The following is a 20,351-nucleotide window of genomic DNA, read 5'->3' on the forward strand; positions in this document are numbered from 1 at the left end:
AGTTCAACCCTTTTTTTATTGAAAAGGTTCGATATCTTTGAAAAAAGGGTCGATAAATTAACGATTTTTACCCCGTCGACAAATTTCGTGGTCGATATCTTCTGAAAAGGGGTCGATAAATCAAAAATTGGGGTCGATAAATTAACCCCAAAGCTCTTTTGACAGTTCCACGACGTATTTTAACTTGTTCCATTGTTCTTCTTCCGTCAATTCGTTACCGTGATGAGTGGATGCGAACCCACACTGAGGACTTAAGCACAGTTGAGCTAGCGGGACATAGGCGGACGCTTCATGTACACGTCTGAAAACCTCATCGCGATCTTCTAATTCACCTGATTTAGAGGTCACTAAACCTAATACAACCTTGGGACCGTCCTTAGGTATATGTTTTAATGGTTCGAATCCTCCAGAGCGTTCATCGTCATATTCTAAAAAGAATCCATCGACTTTCTCGTTGGCTAATAATGTTGGTGCAATAATATCGTAGCCTCCAGAAAATGCCCAAGTAGATCGGTAATTACCACGACATAAATGAGTTGTCACATAAAGGTCCTCAGGTTTGTTTTCTAAACTGCCATTAACGACTCTTAAAGCTAAATCAATGAGGTACTCCCTAGTATATTTGCCATCATTAAATGGAATATCAGGTGCAGATAATCCTGCAATATACACATCATCTAACTGAAGGTACCTAACACCAGCGTCATAAAAAGCTTGGATGGCTTCTTGGTAAGCTTTAATAACGTCTTGAGCAAAATCTTCAATGTCAGGATAAATGTCTTCGTTTTGTATGCCTGCATTGAAAAATTGGTTTGGACTAGGAATGGTTTGCTTAGCCACTGCACGTCCATCTACTATTTCATTTAATTCCTTAAAGTCTTTTAGAAAAGGGTGTTTGGAGTTAAACGTAATCTTGCCTGTATTGCGAACATCGTATCGCTCAGTCTCAACTCCATCTGCAAACTGGTATCCCTTTTTTGGAACATAACCTTCAATGCCATTAAAGTGCTCCATAAAATCTAAGTGAAACCACGTTCTTCTAAACTCCCCGTCAGTTACGACGTCTAATCCAATTTCAATTTGTCGATCAACCACACGTTTAATTTCCTCGTTTTCAACCTTTCTTAAATCTACAGCTTTAATCTCTCTTCGATTAAATTGTTTTCTTGCCTTATGTAGCCGTTCTGGACGAAGTAGACTACCTACATGATCAGCTTTAAATGGAATTGTTCTAGTTGTTGTTGTCATCGTAATCCCTCACTTTTAATTAATAAAAAAAGCCCCTTCAATAAGAAGAGGCTGATTCACAAGTTTACTCTTCTTATCTTCAAGCATTCGCTACTGGAATTAGCACAGTGTTTTAAGAAAACCTGTTGCTGAAGCTTCGCAGGGCCAGTCCCTCCACTTCTCTAGATAAGAGGCTTATTAAATTATTTAATACTTATCATACTTTTCTTAGAAAACTCTGTCAATAAAAATCTTATAATTAATTTTTATACAAACTATTGAATTTTTATGCATAAATATGTATGATTATTAATCGTAAACCCATTGCATAGGAGGAGTAACATGTCATCCATTAGTTTTAAACAACAGGTTGAAAATATAGGTGATTTCCTTGCGCCTGGTATGGCAAAAGACCATCCGAATTTGCCAGTAAAGAAGGCGGAGGGTTGCTATTATTACGGATTGGAACATGAAAAGTATTTGGATTTCACATCTGGTATTGCAGTTGAGAATGTCGGCCATCGACATCCTAAAGTTGTACAGGCCATTAAAGATAGTGCAGATCATCTAGTACATGGTCCGTCTGGTGTGATTATTTATGATTCAATTTTGGAACTAGCAAAAAAGTTACAAGAAATTTTACCAGACCCATTGGATAACTTCTTCTTTAATAACAGTGGAACGGAAGCGGTTGAAGGGGCTATTAAATTAGCTAAGTATACTACACAAAGACCTTATGTCATTTCATTTACTGGTTGTTTTCACGGTCGATCTGTTGGTGCATTAAGTGTTTCAACCTCAAAGAGTAAGTACCGTAAGCACATGCAACCATCATGGTTAACGTATCAACTACCATATGCAAACCCTGCAGATTGTCCAGAAGGTGAAGATCCTGATGAGTATTTTGCTAAGAAACTTGAGAAAGATGCTGAACAATTATTCAAGCACCAAGTTGAACCAGACGAAGTTGCCTGTATGATTGTGGAGCCTGTATTAGGTGAAGGGGGATATGTCGTTCCACCTCATTCTTGGCTTAAGAAAATGCGTGAAATATGTGATCAGCATGGTATTTTATTAATTTTTGACGAAGTTCAAACGGGCTTTGGGCGTACTGGGAATTGGTTTGCATCTCAAACCTTTGACGTTGTGCCAGATATTATGGCCATTGCAAAAGGCATTGCTGCCGGTATGCCATTAAGTGCCACGGTTGCATCAAAAGAATTAATGCAAAAGTGGCCATTAGGTGCTCACGCAACTACTTTCGGGGGAAACCCTATTGCTTGTTCCGCAGCGATTGCTTCGATCAATGTCATTCATGAGGAGAACTTGCTAGATCACACTCAAGAAGTAGGGCAATACGCATTTAGTCAGTTAAAACAATTACAAGAAAAGCATTCGTCTATTAAAGATATTCGTGGAATTGGCTTAATGATTGGCATTGAACTTGAAGACCCAAATGGGCAAATAAGTGCTGGTGACTTAGTCATGAAAGTGTTAGATCAATGTTTAGGTAAAGGTGTTTTATTTTATCTATGTGGCAATGAAGGGGAAGTACTTCGTATGATTCCGCCTTTAGTCGTTTCAAAAGAGCAAATTGATGAAGGCTTAAATGTTTTAGATCAAGTATTAGAATCGATATAAATAGGGGGATATAAATGTTACAGGAGAAAAATTATGTTGAGACAGAGAATCAATACAAACATGCATTAAAGTTTATATTGCCATCTGTAATTGGAATTTTACTCTTTTTAGTTCCAATTAAGATCGATGGTGAATTTACCATTGGAGTTGGTGTTTTAGCTACAAATCTTTCATCTTTCTTTGAAGGTGTTATACCGTATTTTATTGTTGCCTTATTAGGACTATCATTCTTTATGACGACTTTAGCCAAAGTAAAACGTTTTGATTTGTTTAATCAATACTCATTTTTAAATACACTTTTTGTTACATCAAATGCTAATTTATTTTTAAGATTATTTGGCTTTTTGGTAGGGATTCTAACGTTATTTGAATTAGGTCCAACAATTATTTCCTCTCCTGCAATTGGTGGAGTCGTATTATATGATTTAGCTCCTGTACTTTTAACTTGGTTTTTATTTGCAGGTTTACTTTTACCGTTGCTAACCGAATTTGGATTAATGGAATTTATTGGGACGATTTTTAGAAAAATCATGAAACCATTGTTCACGATGCCGGGGCGCTCCTCAATTGATAGTATGGCATCTTGGATGGGTGCTGGCCCTGTCGGAGTATTAGTTACGATGAATCAGTATGATCAAGGCTATTACAACAAAAGAGAGGCAGCCGTCATTTCAACAACTTTCTCAGTGGCATCGATTGCGTTTAGCTTAGTTGTAGCAAATGTGATTGGCGTTGGGCACTTATTTATACCATTTTATTTAACGATTGTTGCAGCTGCATTGATTGCTGCCATCATCATGCCTAGAATACCTCCTCTTTCTTCAAAAAAGAATACTTATTATGAACCAGTGGGCAAACAGATTGAAGAGGAAATCCCGAAGAATGTGTCAGCTGTAAAATGGGGATGGCAGCAAGCATTAAAGAAAGCAGAAAGTGCAAATGGATTTTATAGTCAATTAAAAAGTGGAACGAAGACAGTATTAGATATTTGGTTAGGTTTAATACCTCTTGTTATGAGCTTAGGGGCAATAGCACTTATTATTGCTGAAGAAACTCCCATATTTGAAATTCTGTCTTATCCTTTAATCCCGGTTTTAGAGTTAATGAAGATTCCCGAAGCGGCCGCAGCTGCACCTGCTATGTTAGTCGGATTTGCGGATATGTTTCTACCAGCTGTTATTGGAGCGGGAATTGAGAGTGAATTAACAAGGTTTGTTGTGGGTGCATTATCGATTACTCAAGTGATCTACATGTCAGAAATCGGTGTCTTAATCTTGCGCTCTAATATTCCATTAAAGTTACATGAGTTGTTTATGATCTTTATTGAGCGAACAATTATTACATTACCAATCATTGTGATCATTGCTCATCTGTTTATTTTTTAATTTATATCTTAAAAATAGACCCCGATTTAAGTAATCATAACTTAAGTCGGGGTCTTGTTTATTGGCTTTATTATTAGGTAGCTTGCTTTAAAGCCTCTTTAGATTGTAATAAAAATTCTAACGAAATTTTATTAAATTCTTTTGGTTTTTCTATATTACATACATGTCCACAATGTTCAATAATGTGTAGTGTTGCATTAGGGTCTTGTTCTATATCTTTCTTAAGCGGATTAATAAATAAATGGTCTTCGCTTCCAGAAACATATAGTTTAGGAACCATATAAGCTTTTTCTTGAACATTACGGTAACTTTCCTCTACGGTATAGCAAAGCTCGTACCACCCGAGGAAATTTTTTCGTTTCATTTTTACCGCTTCTTTTACGAATGTTAACCTAGATTCTTTGTGGTTTGATTTAGGCATCATAATACGAGCGAATAAACTGTAAATCCACATATATGGTGTGAAATTCTTAACTAAATTACCAAAAAAGAGTAGAATCTTTGAAAATGTTGAGAATCTTGTCACAGTACCTGCTAATACTGTGCTAATCACTCTGTAAGGTTCGATCTGTAAAATGTCATGAATAATGATTGTACCTAATGAGACACCTACGAAATGAGCCTTCTGTATATTTAGGTAATCTAATGTTTTTAAAACTTCTCTAGCAGCGATCTTAGATGTAAACTCACCGAAATAATTGTTAATATCAGGTGAATTGCCATGACCGGGTAATTCAATCGTTATAACGTTAAATTCTTGTTTATATTGCTTAAGTTGTTTATAAAATATTTTTGAATTCCCACCCAAGCCGTGAATGAGCACTAAATAATCTTGGCCTTCATCTTGGTTGTGTATTTTATAATCTAACATAGTAAACCTACCTTGTGTTCTGTCATCAAAAAAACTAACTCTTGGCATTATAACAGGTAATGCAAGTGAAATTGTGACAAAACTGCGAAAGGTGAGATTTACCATCATTAGAATTAAAAAATATTGACTCTACCTTTTTGTGAGGATTTATAGCTCAATTAACTCTTTCATAAATTCAGTTAATGTGGTAGCGCCGTCACTCGTTATGAAAACATCGTCTTCAATTCTTACGCCTCCAACTTCAGGTACATAGATTCCTGGTTCAATTGTAAAACACATGCCTTCTTGTAATTGGCCATTATTATTTGAAGCTAATGATGGAAACTCATGAACATTAATTCCTAGTCCATGTCCAATTCGGTGTGGGAAGTATTCGCCATATCCCGCGTCTTCAATGACTTGACGTGCAACTTGGTCTATGTCTCCTAAACGAATACCTACTTGACTAGCTTTAATAGCTTTTTCTTCAGCTTGTAATACCGTATTATAAATTTCTTTCTGTTGGTCTGAAGCTTCCCCTAATACGACCGTTCGAGTAATATCTGAGCAATAACCTTTATGGACGACTCCTAGATCCATTAGAACAAAATCCCCATTCTTAATCGGAGTTAAATCGGATGTTCCATGAGGAGCGGCAGACTTTTTACCAGCTAGTACGGTTGTGTCAAAGGACATATTTCGTATGCCTTCTCTCTTCAAAGCGTATTCGATTTCTGCAATAATCTCCAGTTCAGTTTTACCTTCCTGAATGTGCTTTAACGCGGTCTCAATACCGAAGTCTGCAAACTGAGCAGCTTCCTTTAGGATTCCCATCTCTTGTTGGTCTTTAATTAACCTTAACTCATTTAACATTAATTGCCCGTCAACAATTTCAGTACCTTTTAACTGAGTCATTAATGTTTCAAATCTCACAACGTTTAAGTCTTCTTTTTCAATCGCCATCGTACTTGGTTGACCGATACCATTAATGTAATTTGATAGCTTTGTCCAAGGGTTTTCATGGTCAAAGTATGTAATGGTATCACCTGCCCATCCAGCATTCTTTACATCTTCTTGTTCTAGTGCTGGAACAATCAATGCGTGGTTACCTTTTTGATCAATAAATGCTCCAATTAAACGTTCGTGTGCTTCAGCGTACAAATTCGTGAAGTAAAACACATTCTCTTTGGATGTCATAAATACACTGTCTAGGTTGTTTTCTTTAAGTTTTTGGGTTAGCTGATTTAATCTGCCTTGCATCCGGATCACCTCTAAAATTTTTTTGTCTATATGTGTTATCATAACGAAACAAGGGAAATAAATGAACTGTGGAGAATTAATTTATGTAGATAAAAATCTATTAGGAGGTTTTTTAGCATGAAAGTTTCTTATCATGGACATTCAGTTGTAAAGGTTGAAACCAATGAACACACTATCTTAATTGATCCATTTATTAGTGGGAATGGGTTATGTGACTTAAATGCAGATGAAGTGAAAGCTGATGTTATATTACTTACTCATGGTCACAATGATCATGTAGGAGATACGGTAGAGATTGCTAAGCGTAATGATGCGTTAGTAGTTGCTCCGAACGAATTGGCTGATTACTTAGCTGGTAAAGGTGTTAACACCCATAATATGCATATTGGTGGAGCGCATGAATTTGATTTCGGTAAGGTTAAATTCACTCAAGCGTTTCACGGGTCAAGTTATGTAGAAGAAGATGGCACGATTATTTATACGGGCATGCCAGGTGGGATCCTATTAACAGTCGAAGGTAAAACGATTTATCATGTTGGTGACACTGGCTTATTCTCTGATCTAAAATTAATTGGTGATTTGAATGATATTGATTTAGCGTTTGTACCAATTGGTGATAACTTCACAATGGGACCTGAAGACGCAAAGCTTGCTAGTGAATGGATTAAAGCAAAGAAAGTCGTTCCAGTTCACTACAATACCTTCCCAGTGATTGAACAAGATCCTCAAGCTTTTGTAGATAGCTTGCCATCAGGAATGGGACAGGTCATGAATCCAGGTGATGATTTAACTTTATAGAATAGGGTAAAAAAGTGCCAGTTTAAGTGACTGGCACTTTAATTATGCTACAGGTATCGGTATAATTGAAGTACTAAAAATAGAGGAAACGGTGATGGTTTCATGGCAACAAAACATGAACAAATATTAAATTACATAGAAGAACTTCCAATAGGTTCAAAGATTTCAGTACGTCTCATCGCAAAAGACTTAAACGTGAGCGAGGGTACAGCTTATCGTGCAATTAAAGAAGCTGAGAATATTGGTTTTGTCAGTACGATTGAACGTGTTGGAACGATTCGGATTGAAAAGAAGAAAAAAGAAAATATTGAGAAGTTAACGTATGCTGAAGTTGTTAATATTGTCGATGGACAGGTTCTAGGTGGACGTAGTGGTTTACATAAAACGTTAAACAAATTTGTGATCGGCGCGATGAAATTAGAAGCGATGATGCGTTACACCGAAAAAGGGTCGCTATTAATTGTAGGTAACCGAGTAAAAGCACAAGAGAAAGCTTTAAACGCTGGTGCTGCTATTTTAATCACTGGTGGTTTCGATACAACTGATCACGTTAAGCAATTAGCAGACCGATATGAACTGCCAGTTATATCTTGTTCTTATGATACGTTTACAGTCGCAGCAATGATTAACCGTGCAATATATGACCAGTTGATTAAAAAAGAAATTATTATTGTTGATGATATTTATACTCCTTTAGATGAGACTTACATATTAAATGAAGGGGATACCATTGAAAAGTGGTACCAATTAAACAATCAGACTAAGCATAGTCGTTATCCAGTCATAGATAACGATAAACGTGTGGTTGGCATTGTTACGTCAAAAGATATAATAGGTAAGCCTGAAAATTTAAAAATCGACAAAGTCATGACGAAGCAACCTATTTCGGTTCAAACCACAACTTCTTTAGCAAGTGCAGCTCATACGATGGTTTGGCAAGGAATCGAGTTATTACCTGTTGTAGATGAGCAAAATATTTTCCAAGGCGTCATCACACGACAAGATGTTATTAAAGGTCTACAGAATAATCAACGTCAGCCTCAAATCGGTGAAACGATTGATGACATTGTTCAAAAGCAGTTGCACTATGATTCAGATCTTTTTACGTATACAACAGAAGTTACACCTCAAATGACGAATCAGCTTGGTTCATTATCTTATGGAGTATTTGCTTCACTCATTACAGAAGTCGTCAATCAGATTTTAAAACAACAAAAAACAGGCGACATGGTGATCGAAAATATATCGATCTACTACATGAAGCCTGTTCAGATTGGTAGTCATCTTACTATTGTTCCACAAATATTAGAATTAGGTCGTAAGTTCGCCAAAGTTGATGTACAAGTCCTATCTAATGACGAGTTAGCTGGTAAAGCCATGGTGATGACCCAATTTATTAATCGTTAACTTTTAACATTTCACCTTTGTAATGCTTATAAAGTTTATAACCATACACAATTTGTGCTATACCGAGCGCTAAGAAAATAATACATACAAATAAGGCAAGTTGTGTTTGGTAAAAGTAATATTGATTCATACCAAATGTCGAAATAAAGATTCCTAATGTCATACGAGCTTTAGCGTTTGTAAAATGCATGTATAGTGGGTCTTTTGATTTTAATATTTGGACTTTGAAATAAATGTATAAGACAAATGACACGATTATGAGTGTGATAAATATTGGCACTGTGATCCTCCTTTATACATGAAGCCTTAGTTTATTGTATCGACTGTTGTTTCAAATTTCTAGTATAAAACGAAAGAAAGGTTGACGAATTAATGAAAGATGAAATTATTAAACAGATAAAAAAATATGATCAAATTATTATCCATCGTCATGTACGTCCCGACCCAGACGCATATGGATCGCAAGTTGGGTTAGCAGAGTTAATTAAGCATTCTTTTCCTAATAAACGTGTATTAGTAGCGGGTGAAGAGGATCCATCTTTAAATTATTTAGCTCGATTAGACGAAGTCAAAGATGAAGATTTTCATGAAGCGTTAGTGATTGTGTGCGATACTGCTAATGAAGAAAGGATATGCGATCAACGTTACAAGTCAGGGGCTCAATTAATTAAGATTGATCACCACCCGAATCGTGAACCTTATGGTGACATAATGTGGGTTGACACTAATGCTTCATCAACGAGTGAGATGGTCTTTGAACTTTATGAAGCTGGAAAGTCTGAAGGATTTCAATTGAATGACAAAGCTGCCAGGCTACTATACGCTGGCATTGTTGGTGATACTGGTAGATTCTTATTCCCAAGTGCAACAGATCGTACATTTGAAGCAGCTAGTGAGTTAATCACTTTTCGTTTTGATCGGACAGAATTATATGAAAAAATGTACCAAATTCCATTAAAAGTAGCTAAATTAAGAGGTCGATTATTAATGGATTTAGAACCTAAAGAAAGTGGCATTGCAGTCTTTAAAATTGATCAAAAGATGCTGAAAGAATATGATGTGACATCTGAAGAAACCCAAGCGTTTGTAGGTATTGCAGGAGATATTCAGGAAATATTAACTTGGGTCTTCTTTGTAGAAGAGGAAGATGTTATTCGTGTTAGATTACGCTCTAAAGGACCTGTTGTTAATGACGTTGCGTTTAAGTATAACGGCGGAGGACACCCCATGGCATCAGGCGCTAAAGTAAGTACATGGGAAGAAGCAGATCAACTTGTAAAAGATTTAGAAAAGGTTAGCTTAGAATATCAAAATCAAAATTAAGTTAAACAAAAAGGCTCTATACCAAATGTGGTGGTGTCCATTGTCACAACAATTATGTTGAGAGGTTGATGATTGAACCGTTGGTTTGTGACTCGCTATCGGCGGACGCTTGCCGTGGGCACGGCTTCAGCTAACTGTGGAAAGAAATACGCTTTCCCCAGTGGATCTTCAGCTAGTGCTGTTCCCACTGGCGTCGCCGCCTATCGCTCGTCACATTCTCATCTGTATAAAAAGATGAAGTTGAACATCACATACAAAACAAAAAAATACACTCATTCGCCATCTCTTGTTAGCCTAAAGTCGACGAAAACACTAGAAAAAAGAGAGGCAATATGATTGATATGGTATTAAATCATTTGAAAGGTTGCGTCGAAGGTTTTATGGCACCAATTGATGCTACAATCATTCAATAAAGCATCTATAACAGAATAAAGAGCATAAAACCACTTTTGTGTTAGGTGAGTCGCACTAAGCGGAATCAAAATGCGTAGACTCCTGCGGGAACAGCACGAGTCTCGAGACCCCACAGGCCCCGCTCTTTGGGCCGAGGAGGCTCGAGTCGTGCCCGCGGAAAGCGAAGCATTTTGATGGAGCGATGTTAAATATAATCATTAAAAGGATAAAAAGTGGATGGTGTAAATTTTATCCCACCACATTTGAAATAGAACCATAACATTAAATAACTTAAAAATAAAACCGGAAAAAGATACCTTCTTCCGGTTTTACCTTAATTCTTTTGTTTTAAGGATCTGTTAAAGTTCTTAACCATTCGGTATAAACCAACAGCCTATTTCGGTTTCATCAATTGTAATATCTAATTCGTGTGATTCTATTCTGCGATTCATTAGTCGGATGAGTTCCTCTGTTTCAGCATAAACGGTATTACCACTCAGCAACTCATTTAGCTTTTCGTCAGCCATTTGTCGCTTGTTTAGGACAAACATCATCCTCACCTCTTAACTTAAAAAAATTACTATATCTATATTGTAAACGAAATTTTGATTATTATTGCTTTTTTGACATAACTTTCAAAAAAAAGACAAAATCCAACCCATTAACTAGATTGGATTCGTATTTCTAAAGCAACATCTAAGGTTGGACCAATTGTTAGGTAAACGACTTTAACCTGGTAATTAATTTGGTTAACTTTGAACGATTTATTCTCAATGGTACGAACTAATAAATCACGTTGTTCACCAACTGACTCTATTTGATTTCCGACAACAGCACCGATTTCATCCTCAATTAATGCTGTTAACCGTAACGTTGTAAAGCGATCTAATTTGAGTTGATCAACGTTTACTAACTCAATCTCGACATCTTTGATACGGAGTAATTGATCGCTTTGATCATCTGTATCTTTTTTAAGTAACTCATAATCTTGTTCTAAGTCCTTTAGTTCTTGGCGAAGTGTTAAATTTTCTTCAATCCAGCGTTCGGTATGCTCTCCATATATATAAAGGAAAAACAAATAACCGACCATTGTCCCGGCAATTACACCAATAAAAAATGCCTGCCATTTCGGTTTTTTATAGTACGGAGGTATATGCATGGCTATAATTCTCCTTGTGTCACCCAAGAAATGATAAGAATCCCGGCTTTAACGCCTCCCATGGCAGAAACAATCAACATAATCTGTTTAAATAAATCGATTGTGGAACTTTCGAATATGCCTCTTTCAAAAGTCGAAATGGCATCAAAAGTACCACCAATTGCAGCCACAATCGCCCAAATTCTCAAACGTTGTGCGGATGACATCATCTCAGAAATTGGGGGCTCACCAGTTAGATACGCACTTAGGCTTCCAAAGATTGAACCGCCAATAAGGACGCCAAATGATATAAAAAAGCATGTAATAAGTGCAGCATAAAATCGTTCTTCCATTTAACTCAACCTTTTCATTAGCTTGTCTTATTTAAGAATATGAAAAGATTAATTATTATATGTAGAACATTTCAAGTTTGATATAGGTTCGATATAATTGAAATAGGTCATATAAAAGAAGGTGACGAGCATGTCGTTTGTACATTTACAGGTTAAAAGTAGCTATTCATTCCTACAAAGCACAATTAAAATTCAAGATTATGTAAGGTATATAAAATCTTTAGGCCTGAACACATGCGTGATAACTGACCACCAAGTGTTACATGGAGCGTATGAGTTTTACCAACTATGTCATCGCGAAAATATCAAACCAGTAGTTGGTATGTCAGTTGACGTATACATAAAACATGATCAGCGACCGATAACGTTTTATTTATATGCTAAAGACTTTGAAGGTTATCAATCACTGGTTCAACTGTCTAATATAAAAAATTTGAAAAAAGAACGTGTAACTATTGCCCATATATTAGAATGCACGGGGATTATACCCGTTATTTCATTTTATGATACTTATATTGAAGAGGTTGTTTACTTAAATGATGAAGCTAAACTAAATGAAACCATTAACGAGTTAAAGAGATTAAAAGAATTTTTTATAAAAGTTGATCCAATTTCATCCCAAAAACATTTAATTACAAATTGGCTTGAACTTCGAAAAGATTTACAGCAACGACTTGTCCTAATGTGTGATGTTCGATATTTGCAGGAGAAGCATCGTATTGGATTTGAAGCTTTATATGCTATACATCACTCAACATCTGTCTCAAATGTTAAAAAAGAGACACAGGTTGGTACACATTTACTAACAACAGAAGAATTGAATGAGATCTTAGATTCTAAATGGGAAGACGCTAAAGTACGTACTAATCAGATTGCCAATCAGTGTGATTTGCATTTGCCTAAAACATGGTTTGATTTACCGTCTTATCAAGAAACTGAGGGTATGACATCTGATGACTATCTACAATACATCTGTGAGCGTCAATTAAAGCGAGTTTATGATGAAGACACGCAATTTAAAGCTTCTGAACGGTTGAAGCATGAGCTTAATGTTATTCAGTCAATGAAGTTTTCTGATTACTTCCTAATCGTTAAAGATATGGTTGATTTTGCTAAACGTGAAAATATCTTTGTAGGTCCTGGAAGGGGTTCTGCGGCTGGGTCTATTGTGGCTTATTTATTAGGAATTATTGATGTTGATCCTTTAAAGTACGGTTTATTATTTGAACGTTTTTTAAATCCAGAACGCCAAAATATGCCCGATATTGATATCGATTTCTCTGATTATAGGCGTGATGAAGTCATACGATATGTGGCTAATAAATATGGAGAGGAACGGGTCGCTCAGATCATGACGTTTGGGACATTCCAAGCGCGCTCAACGATTCGAGAGTTGAGTAAGGTATTTGAAATTGACCAGGATCAACTTGCGTATCTTTTAAAGCAGTTGCCTAACCAATCGGCATCTCTTAAAGATGTCATTAAGGAAAATACATCGTTAAAAGAGACTATTAAAAATTCAACAGTTTTAAGAGAAATGTTTCGAGCGGCCGTTATTATAGAAGGGTTACCAAGACATTATTCTACTCATGCGGCTGGAATCGTAATTAGTGATGAATCTTTAACTAATTACGTTCCTGTTGTTGAAGGCCAAGACTTAGTTATGTTGACACAATATCCAATGCAGCAGCTTGAAGCGGTTGGCCTTTTGAAAATGGATTTATTAGGACTTCGGAATCTAACATTACTAGAGCGCATGGTTAAACAAGTTCAAGAGAATGAAGGTAGAATGATCAACCTTAAAAGCTTACCTTTAAATGATAAAAAAACATTTGATTTACTAAAGCAAGGCTTTACGTCAGGCGTATTCCAATTGGAGTCGAACGGAATGCAACAAGCTTTACGTGCTATTAAACCGAATCAACTAGAGGATATAGTGGCTGTCAACGCCTTATTTAGACCGGGACCTATGCAATTTATAGAAACATTTGCTAAGCGAAAGCATGGTCAGGAGCCCGTATCTTATATTCATCAAGATTTAAAATCTATTTTAGAAGAGACGTATGGCGTTTTAGTCTATCAAGAACAGATTATGCAGGCTGTTCACCGTTTTGCAGGTTTCTCTTATGGGCAGGCAGATTTATTAAGAAGAGCGATTAGTAAAAAGAACCGAGATGCCATCCATGAGATGAAACAAAAATTTTTACAAGGGAGTCAAAAGAACGGGTATGATGAATCCACGGCAACTGAGTTATTTGATTGGATTGAACGTTTCGCTGACTATGGGTTCAATAAAAGCCACGCCGTTGCTTATTCATTAATCTCTTATCAAACAGCTTATTTCAAAGCGAATTATCCTGCTTATTTTTATGCAGAACTCATCACATCAATTATGCATGATGATGAAAAGGTAGAAAAGTACATTAAGGAAGCTAAGATTCAAGGTATAGAAGTATTGCCACCATCGATTAACGATAGTTTTGGAAAATTTACAGTTCCTAAGAAGGATCAAATCAGATTTGGTTTGTTAGCCGTAAAAGGTTTTGGTAAGCAAGCTTATACAGAGGTTATAAATGCACGCAAGAAAGGTCGTTTTAAAGATTTATTCGATTTTTGTAAAAAAGTTAATTTGAAAGTGATCAATCAAACAATTATTGAAAATTTAATTATGGCAGGAGCATTTGATGAAACGCGTAAACACCGTGCTCAATTATTAGCAGCTGTGATGCCCGCCATTGAGCAAGGAGAATTATTCTCTGATATGGACGAACAGTTAAATTGGTCTGACGAATTATTTGAGATGGATGTTGAATATCCAAACGTTACCCCTTTTCCGATACTTGAGCAGTTAAAGATGGAGAAGAATGCATTAGGGTTTGTCATTAGTCCTCATCCACTATCATATATTCGAAGAACATTGAAAAAACAAGGCTTTCAAACCGTGAGAGATGTGTTTGATGCCAAGGAAAAAACTTATGCATCATTAATTGTTAACATTGAAAGAATTAAACATGTTCGTACGAAACGTGGAGAACAAATGGCATTTTTAACACTTCAAGATGAGCAGGCTGAATTAGACGCTGTGTTATTTCCTAAACTCCACCGAGAAGTACACAGAGAAATTGAAGAAGGCCAGTTCGTAAAAGTTCAAGGAAGGAAAGATAAAAGAAATGGTGAAGATCAATTAATATTAAACTTAATTGAACCATTCAACCTTGAAGATGTACCTAAGATGAATGATGCTAAAATTTATATTAAATTTGATTCGACGGATGAAGCTAAACAATTGGAACAAATTAAGAGTATTAGTCGACATATTACTGGTAATACACCTGTAGTCATTTATTCACCATTTAGACAAAAGACATATCAATTATCTGAAGAGTACGACCTATTGGAGACGGAAGATATACTTGAACAGTTGAGAAATATTTTTTCATCAGAAAATGTGATCGTGAAGAGGTAATCATTTTACGTACACAATCCTATTAATATGTTTATTAAATTCGATATGAATCGCTTTACACTTTTAAGTGTTTTGTTATAATGTATTAAGTTAAGAAGAGGTGGTCTGACCACTTAAAGTTATGAAAAAGGAGAGGTTCTCGTGACGAACTTAAAAGAAGAAGCACTGCATCTGCATAAAGTCAATCAAGGGAAGTTAGCTACTCATTCTAAAATCCCAATTCGTAACGAAAAAGATCTAAGCTTGGCATATTCTCCAGGAGTTGCGGAGCCTTGTAAAGCTATATATGACAATAAAGAAGCTGTTTATGATTTTACAATGAAAGGCAATATGGTAGCCGTTGTGACAGACGGATCTGCAGTATTAGGGTTAGGGAATATTGGACCTGAAGCGGCCTTGCCAGTTATGGAAGGTAAATCAGCCCTTTTTAAAGGTTTTGCTGGCGTGGATTCATTCCCTATAGCTTTAGATACGAACGATGTTGATCAAATTGTTAATACCGTTAAGTTAATGGAACCAACTTTTGGTGGTGTTAATTTAGAAGATATCGCTGCTCCTAACTGCTTTATCATAGAAGATCGTTTAAAAAAGGAAACAAACATTCCGATTTTCCATGATGACCAACACGGCACGGCAATTGTAACTGTAGCTGGCCTTATCAATGCTCTCCGTTTAAGTGGGAAATCATTCTCTGAAATCAAAGTTGTTGCAAACGGTGCAGGAGCTGCAGGTATTGCGATTATCAAGCTTTTATATAACTTTGGTGTAAGAGATATGATTATGTGCGATTCTAAAGGAGCCATTTTTGAAGGACGTCCTTATGGAATGAACCCAGTTAAAGAAGAAGTTGCTAAGATGACAAACAAAGATAAAGTGGAAGGTTCTTTAGAAGAAGTCATCAAAGAGACAGATGTGTTTATTGGTGTATCTGTTGGTGGTGCTCTAACTAAAGAAATGGTTGAAAGCATGAATGATGATCCAATTATTTTTGCAATGGCTAATCCAGACCCTGAAATTATGCCATCAGATGCAAAATCGGCTGGTGCGAAGGTGATTGGTACAGGACGTTCTGATTTCCCAAATCAGGTCAATAATGTTTTAGCCTTCCCAGGTATTTTTAGAGGTGCGTTAGATGTTCGAGCGACTCGCATTAATGAACGAATGAAGGTTGCTGCAGCAGAAGCAATCGCGGATTTAGTTGGGGATGACTTGTCGGAAGATTATGTTATTCCAAATCCATTCGATACTCGTGTTGCTCCGGCTGTTGCAAGTAATGTGGCTAGAGCAGCTATGGAATCTGGAGTTGCTAGAATTCAGGTAGATCCAGAACAGGTTAAAAAGCGCACACAAGAACTGACAACCATTAACGAAGAATAGCTTAGTGCTTGAGGTGCAATCATGACTAATTCGTCTAAAATCAAGGTCTACCAAGAGGTATTAGACCAAATTCGTATGTTTATAGAAACAAATTCTCTTAAAGAAGGGGATAGACTTCCTTCAGAGAGGGAGTTGGCTGAACAATTAAACGCTAGCCGTTCTTCGGTGCGTGAAGCACTAAGGGCGATTGAACTATTAGGTTTAATAGAAACAAAACATGGTGAAGGAACGTTTTTAAAAACATATCGGCCTTATCATACGGTCGAATTATTAGCTACATTCGTTCTGAGGCAACCTACAACCAAAAATGAGTTATTAGAAGTTAGGCTGATGTTAGAAGAACAGTGCATTACTAGGTGTGTCAATCAAGTTAGTCATGAGAAACTTATTGAAATTGTTAATTCTTTATACAAGGTAAAAGGCGATTTTCACAGTTATGTGTTTAGTGAGTTATTTGAACAGGTTGGTAATGATTTGCTTTATAAAATATGGCATTTGATTAATAACTTCTCTCAAACTACTTATAGTCAGCTTCAAGATCAAGAATTATATGGTCAATTAATGACTCATATAAAAAACAAAGAGTTAGAAGAAGCACTAAACGTTTTGAAGATACTATATGATCAAAAGACTTTGAATTAAAAATATAAAGTTTTAAATCTATGAACGATGAATTTTGACAAACTTTTTATCGAAAGTTTTATATAGTTGAGAGAGCTTGTTTCAATAGGGAGGAATCCGTGTGTTAAAGGATATGTTTAATAAAAAGAAAAAATATGCAACGGTATCGAAACAAGAAGAGCGGGAAGATGTACCTGAAGGTTTAATGATAAAGTGCCCTTCTTGTCGAGAAATCTTTTATAGAAAAGAACTAGAAAAGAATTTAATGGTATGTCCTAAGTGTGACCATCACCATCAGCTCTCATCTAAAGATCGTATTGAACACTTAATGGGTTCTTCGTTTGTTGAGTGGGATGAGGATATGTTATCAGAAAATCCGTTAGAGTTCCCTGGATACTTAGAAAAACTCGATAAAGACCGTGAAAAAACAGGGATAAATGAAGCTGTTGTCACAGGAAAAGGTTTTATTAATGGCAATGAAACAGCTATAGCTGTGATGGATGCGCGCTTCCGAATGGGGAGTATGGGATCTGTGGTTGGAGAGAAAATCTCTCGTGCAGTAGAACGAGCTCGTGAAGAGAAAATTCCTTTTGTTATATTCACCGCATCTGGTGGAGCTAGAATGCAAGAAGGCGTTTTAAGTCTAATGCAGATGAGTAAGACATCTGTTGCATTAGAACGATTCGCAAGATCTGGTGGGTTATTTATTTCTTATTTTACAAATCCAACAACTGGCGGTGTATCGGCTAGTTTTGCATCACTTGGGGATTATAACTTTTCTGAGCCTGGTGCATTAATTGGATTTGCAGGGCGTCGAATTATAGAACAGACCATTAGAGAGAAACTACCAGATGATTTCCAAACTGCTGAATTTTTATTTAAACACGGACAACTAGATAAAGTGATACACAGACAAGATATGAAGAGTGTGTTAACAGATGTACTAGACATGCACCAGTCTGGAGGTGGGATGTAATGAAGCACGTGTTACCTTTTGAAAAACCTGTAGTTGAATTGCGAGAGAAGATTGCAGAGCTTAAGAAAATAACAGCTGAAAGTGATATCGACTTTAGTGATGAGATTTCAAAGCTTGAAGGTCGCTTGGAGAAGTTAGAGCAAGAAGTATATGGACATATGTCACCATGGGAGCGTGTTCAAATGGCCCGTCATCCAGAGCGTCCTACATCACTTGATTATATAGAAAATCTTTTCACCAACTTTCTAGAGTTACACGGTGATCGTTATTACGGTGACGATGAAGCAATCGTAGGAGGTATCGCTAAGTTTGAGGGGATTCCTGTGACAGTCATTGGGCACCAACGAGGTAAAGATACAAAGGAAAATATTCGTCGTAACTTTGGTATGCCACACCCTGAAGGTTATCGCAAGGCATTACGTTTAATGTATCAAGCTGAGAAGTTTAATCGACCTATTATTACGTTTATTGATACGAAAGGCGCTTACCCTGGCCGTGCGGCGGAAGAACGTGGGCAAAGTGAAGCTATTGCACGTAATTTAAGGGAAATGGCTGGCCTAACGGTTCCAATTATCTGTGTTGTTATCGGTGAAGGCGGAAGTGGAGGAGCCTTAGGTATTAGTGTAGGTGACCGTTTATACATGCTTGAGAACTCTACTTATTCGGTAATTTCTCCAGAAGGTGCAGCTGCCTTACTATGGAAGGACTCTAACCTTGCACAAAAAGCCGCCGAAAGTATGAAGATTACCTCTTACGACTTAAAAGAATTAGGTATTATAGATGAGGTTATTAAAGAAGTTCAAGGTGGAGCACACCGTAATATTGAAGAGCAAGCAGAATCGATCCGCCAAACAATCCGTAAAGGACTAGATGAGTTAACTAAACTGACGGATGAACAATTGCTTGAAGAAAGATGGGAGAAGTATCAGCAGATTGGTGCGGTAACATCTGCTGTAAGGAGCTGATTCGATTCAGCTCCTTTTTTACTTCATAATACACGATTGAATTAACGTTCATTAGTATGATAAATTAAATATTTGTAAATCAGGTTTAACGCTAGTAAACAATATAAGTTTTTAAACTTTCGAACTTTTTCTTTAGTAGACGTTTGCATGGTATTTAATGTGTTATTGTACTAAAATATAAACATAATAGCAGAGACGAGGTGTTAGATGTGAAACGAATAGGTATCTTGACAAGTGGAGGAGATGCTCCAGGGATGAATGCTGCGATCCGTTCGGTTGTTAGAAGTAGCATTTATCATGATATAGAGATTTATGGAATCTATTATGGATACCAAGGACTGATTGAAGGGCATATTAAACGTTTACATATAGGTTCAGTGGGTGACATCATCCAACGAGGCGGAACGATGCTGTATTCCTCACGCTCTGAAGAGTTTAAAACAGGAGAAGGACAAGCTAAGGCCATTGAACAATTAAAGAAACATGATATTGAAGGATTGGTTGTCATTGGCGGAGATGGTTCGTTTAGAGGTGCACAAAAGCTAACAGAAAAAGGCTTTCCTTGTATCGGTATTCCAGGAACTATTGATAATGATATTCCAGGTACTGATAATACAATTGGCTTTGATACAGCCTTAAATACAGTCATTCAAGCAGTGGACAAAATCCGTGATACAGCTACCTCTCATGAACGTATTTATGTCATTGAAGTAATGGGACGTGATGCTGGCGACTTAGCTTTATGGGCAGGTGTTGCAGCTGGTGCGGAAAGTATATTAATTCCAGAATTTCCACATGATTTAGAGGAAGTAACAGAAAAAATTAAACGCGGACATGAACGTGGCAAACGTCATAGCATTATCATGGTGGCTGAAGGTGTTGGAAGCGCTAATGATATAGCTAATCATATTAAAGATGACTTACAAGTTGAAACAAGAGTAACAGTTCTTGGGCATACACAAAGAGGAGGCTCACCAACAGCCTTTGATCGTGTATTAGCTGGGAGACTAGGTGCATACGCGGTTGATTTACTAAAAGGTGGTCAACAAGGACGAATGGTTGGTGTTCAAAACAATCAATTAGTGCATCATGATATTATTGAAGCATTAAAATTAAAAAATGAAATTTCTGATGACTTGTATAACTTATCTAATCAGTTATCGATTTAGAA

Annotated in this window: 18 protein-coding genes and 1 riboswitch; of the genes, 11 read left to right on the plus strand and 7 right to left on the minus strand. The window is 36.7% G+C overall.

All coding sequences use genetic code 11. The features are described 5' to 3' along the window. Positions 1 to 141: 141 nt before the first annotated feature. Entirely contained in the window at positions 142 to 1,248 is a 1,107-nt protein-coding gene (locus ACTWQB_RS01720; protein WP_443137465.1) for a 5-methyltetrahydropteroyltriglutamate--homocysteine S-methyltransferase, read from the minus strand. A 70-nt stretch (positions 1,249 to 1,318) separates the two neighbouring features. Beyond that, a riboswitch (SAM riboswitch) is annotated at positions 1,319 to 1,420 on the minus strand. Positions 1,421 to 1,569: 149 nt separating this feature from the next. Here ACTWQB_RS01720 and ACTWQB_RS01725 point away from each other — a divergent pair. Both ACTWQB_RS01725 and ACTWQB_RS01730 read left to right on the plus strand, forming a co-directional pair. Further along, on the plus strand, positions 1,570 to 2,868 hold the full coding sequence (locus ACTWQB_RS01725) for an aspartate aminotransferase family protein (protein ID WP_443137466.1): 1,299 nt from the start codon (positions 1,570 to 1,572) through the stop codon (positions 2,866 to 2,868). Between the two features lie 14 nt (positions 2,869 to 2,882). Continuing rightward, the gene (locus tag ACTWQB_RS01730) at positions 2,883 to 4,253 is read left to right on the plus strand and encodes a YjiH family protein (protein ID WP_443137467.1); all 1,371 of its coding nucleotides are present in this window, start codon (positions 2,883 to 2,885) and stop codon (positions 4,251 to 4,253) included. Between the two features lie 73 nt (positions 4,254 to 4,326). Here ACTWQB_RS01730 and ACTWQB_RS01735 read toward each other — a convergent pair whose 3' ends face one another. Together ACTWQB_RS01735 and ACTWQB_RS01740 are read right to left on the minus strand one after the other, a co-directional pair. Beyond that, positions 4,327 to 5,124, minus strand: a complete 798-nt coding sequence (locus ACTWQB_RS01735; RefSeq protein WP_443137468.1) for an alpha/beta fold hydrolase — start codon at positions 5,122 to 5,124, stop codon at positions 4,327 to 4,329. Positions 5,125 to 5,271: 147 nt separating this feature from the next. Further along, the gene (locus ACTWQB_RS01740) at positions 5,272 to 6,363 is read right to left on the minus strand and encodes a M24 family metallopeptidase (protein WP_443137469.1); all 1,092 of its coding nucleotides are present in this window, start codon (positions 6,361 to 6,363) and stop codon (positions 5,272 to 5,274) included. Positions 6,364 to 6,480: 117 nt separating this feature from the next. Between ACTWQB_RS01740 and ACTWQB_RS01745 the strand changes: the two genes are divergently transcribed. Together ACTWQB_RS01745 and ACTWQB_RS01750 are read left to right on the plus strand one after the other, a co-directional pair. Beyond that, positions 6,481 to 7,161 carry a metal-dependent hydrolase gene (locus ACTWQB_RS01745; RefSeq protein ID WP_443137470.1) on the plus strand — a complete coding sequence of 227 codons (681 nt, stop codon included), beginning with the start codon at positions 6,481 to 6,483 and terminating at the stop codon, positions 7,159 to 7,161. 102 nt (positions 7,162 to 7,263) lie between these two features. Next, positions 7,264 to 8,568 (plus strand): DRTGG domain-containing protein, encoded by a 1,305-nt coding sequence (locus tag ACTWQB_RS01750; RefSeq protein WP_443137471.1) that lies wholly within the window; start codon positions 7,264 to 7,266, stop codon positions 8,566 to 8,568. On the opposite strand, the gene ACTWQB_RS01755 is transcribed toward ACTWQB_RS01750, so the two are convergent. Further along, positions 8,558 to 8,848 carry a YtpI family protein gene (locus tag ACTWQB_RS01755; RefSeq protein WP_443137472.1) on the minus strand — a complete coding sequence of 97 codons (291 nt, stop codon included), beginning with the start codon at positions 8,846 to 8,848 and terminating at the stop codon, positions 8,558 to 8,560. The two genes, ACTWQB_RS01750 and ACTWQB_RS01755, sit on opposite strands and share 11 nt — an antisense overlap. A gap of 92 nt (positions 8,849 to 8,940) precedes the next feature. On the opposite strand from ACTWQB_RS01755, the gene ACTWQB_RS01760 reads away from it, so the two are divergent. After that, positions 8,941 to 9,891, plus strand: a complete 951-nt coding sequence (locus ACTWQB_RS01760) for a DHH family phosphoesterase (protein ID WP_443137473.1) — start codon at positions 8,941 to 8,943, stop codon at positions 9,889 to 9,891. Positions 9,892 to 10,652: 761 nt separating this feature from the next. Here the strand turns inward: ACTWQB_RS01760 and ACTWQB_RS01765 are convergent. From ACTWQB_RS01765 to ACTWQB_RS01775, 3 genes are all read right to left on the minus strand, one after another. After that, positions 10,653 to 10,838, minus strand: coding sequence for a hypothetical protein (locus tag ACTWQB_RS01765; protein ID WP_443137474.1), 186 nt, complete (start codon positions 10,836 to 10,838; stop codon positions 10,653 to 10,655). Between the two features lie 107 nt (positions 10,839 to 10,945). Continuing rightward, positions 10,946 to 11,443, minus strand: coding sequence for a sporulation membrane protein YtrI (gene ytrI / locus ACTWQB_RS01770; protein ID WP_443137475.1), 498 nt, complete (start codon positions 11,441 to 11,443; stop codon positions 10,946 to 10,948). Positions 11,444 to 11,445: 2 nt separating this feature from the next. Then, a complete protein-coding gene (locus ACTWQB_RS01775; RefSeq protein WP_443137476.1) occupies positions 11,446 to 11,775 on the minus strand; it encodes a YtrH family sporulation protein in 330 nt (109 codons plus the stop codon). Between the two features lie 130 nt (positions 11,776 to 11,905). Here ACTWQB_RS01775 and dnaE point away from each other — a divergent pair, with 130 nt between their 5' ends. From dnaE to pfkA, 6 genes are all read left to right on the plus strand, one after another. Then, entirely contained in the window at positions 11,906 to 15,241 is a 3,336-nt protein-coding gene (gene dnaE, locus ACTWQB_RS01780; RefSeq protein WP_443137477.1) for a DNA polymerase III subunit alpha, read from the plus strand. Positions 15,242 to 15,382: 141 nt separating this feature from the next. Then, the gene (locus ACTWQB_RS01785) at positions 15,383 to 16,618 is read left to right on the plus strand and encodes an NAD(P)-dependent malic enzyme (protein ID WP_443137478.1); all 1,236 of its coding nucleotides are present in this window, start codon (positions 15,383 to 15,385) and stop codon (positions 16,616 to 16,618) included. A 21-nt stretch (positions 16,619 to 16,639) separates the two neighbouring features. After that, positions 16,640 to 17,260, plus strand: coding sequence for a FadR/GntR family transcriptional regulator (locus tag ACTWQB_RS01790; protein ID WP_443137479.1), 621 nt, complete (start codon positions 16,640 to 16,642; stop codon positions 17,258 to 17,260). Between the two features lie 100 nt (positions 17,261 to 17,360). Continuing rightward, positions 17,361 to 18,215, plus strand: coding sequence for an acetyl-CoA carboxylase, carboxyltransferase subunit beta (gene accD, locus ACTWQB_RS01795; RefSeq protein ID WP_443137480.1), 855 nt, complete (start codon positions 17,361 to 17,363; stop codon positions 18,213 to 18,215). Beyond that, positions 18,215 to 19,180, plus strand: coding sequence for an acetyl-CoA carboxylase carboxyl transferase subunit alpha (accA, locus tag ACTWQB_RS01800; RefSeq protein WP_443137481.1), 966 nt, complete (start codon positions 18,215 to 18,217; stop codon positions 19,178 to 19,180). Before accD ends, accA begins: the two co-directional genes overlap by 1 nt. Positions 19,181 to 19,389: 209 nt before the next feature. Next, entirely contained in the window at positions 19,390 to 20,349 is a 960-nt protein-coding gene (gene pfkA, locus ACTWQB_RS01805; RefSeq protein ID WP_443137482.1) for a 6-phosphofructokinase, read from the plus strand. The last annotated feature ends 2 nt before the right edge of the window (positions 20,350 to 20,351 follow it).

The sequence above is a fragment of the Piscibacillus sp. B03 genome (genome assembly GCF_052246295.1).
GTDB lineage: Bacteria > Bacillota > Bacilli > Bacillales > Alkalibacillaceae > Piscibacillus.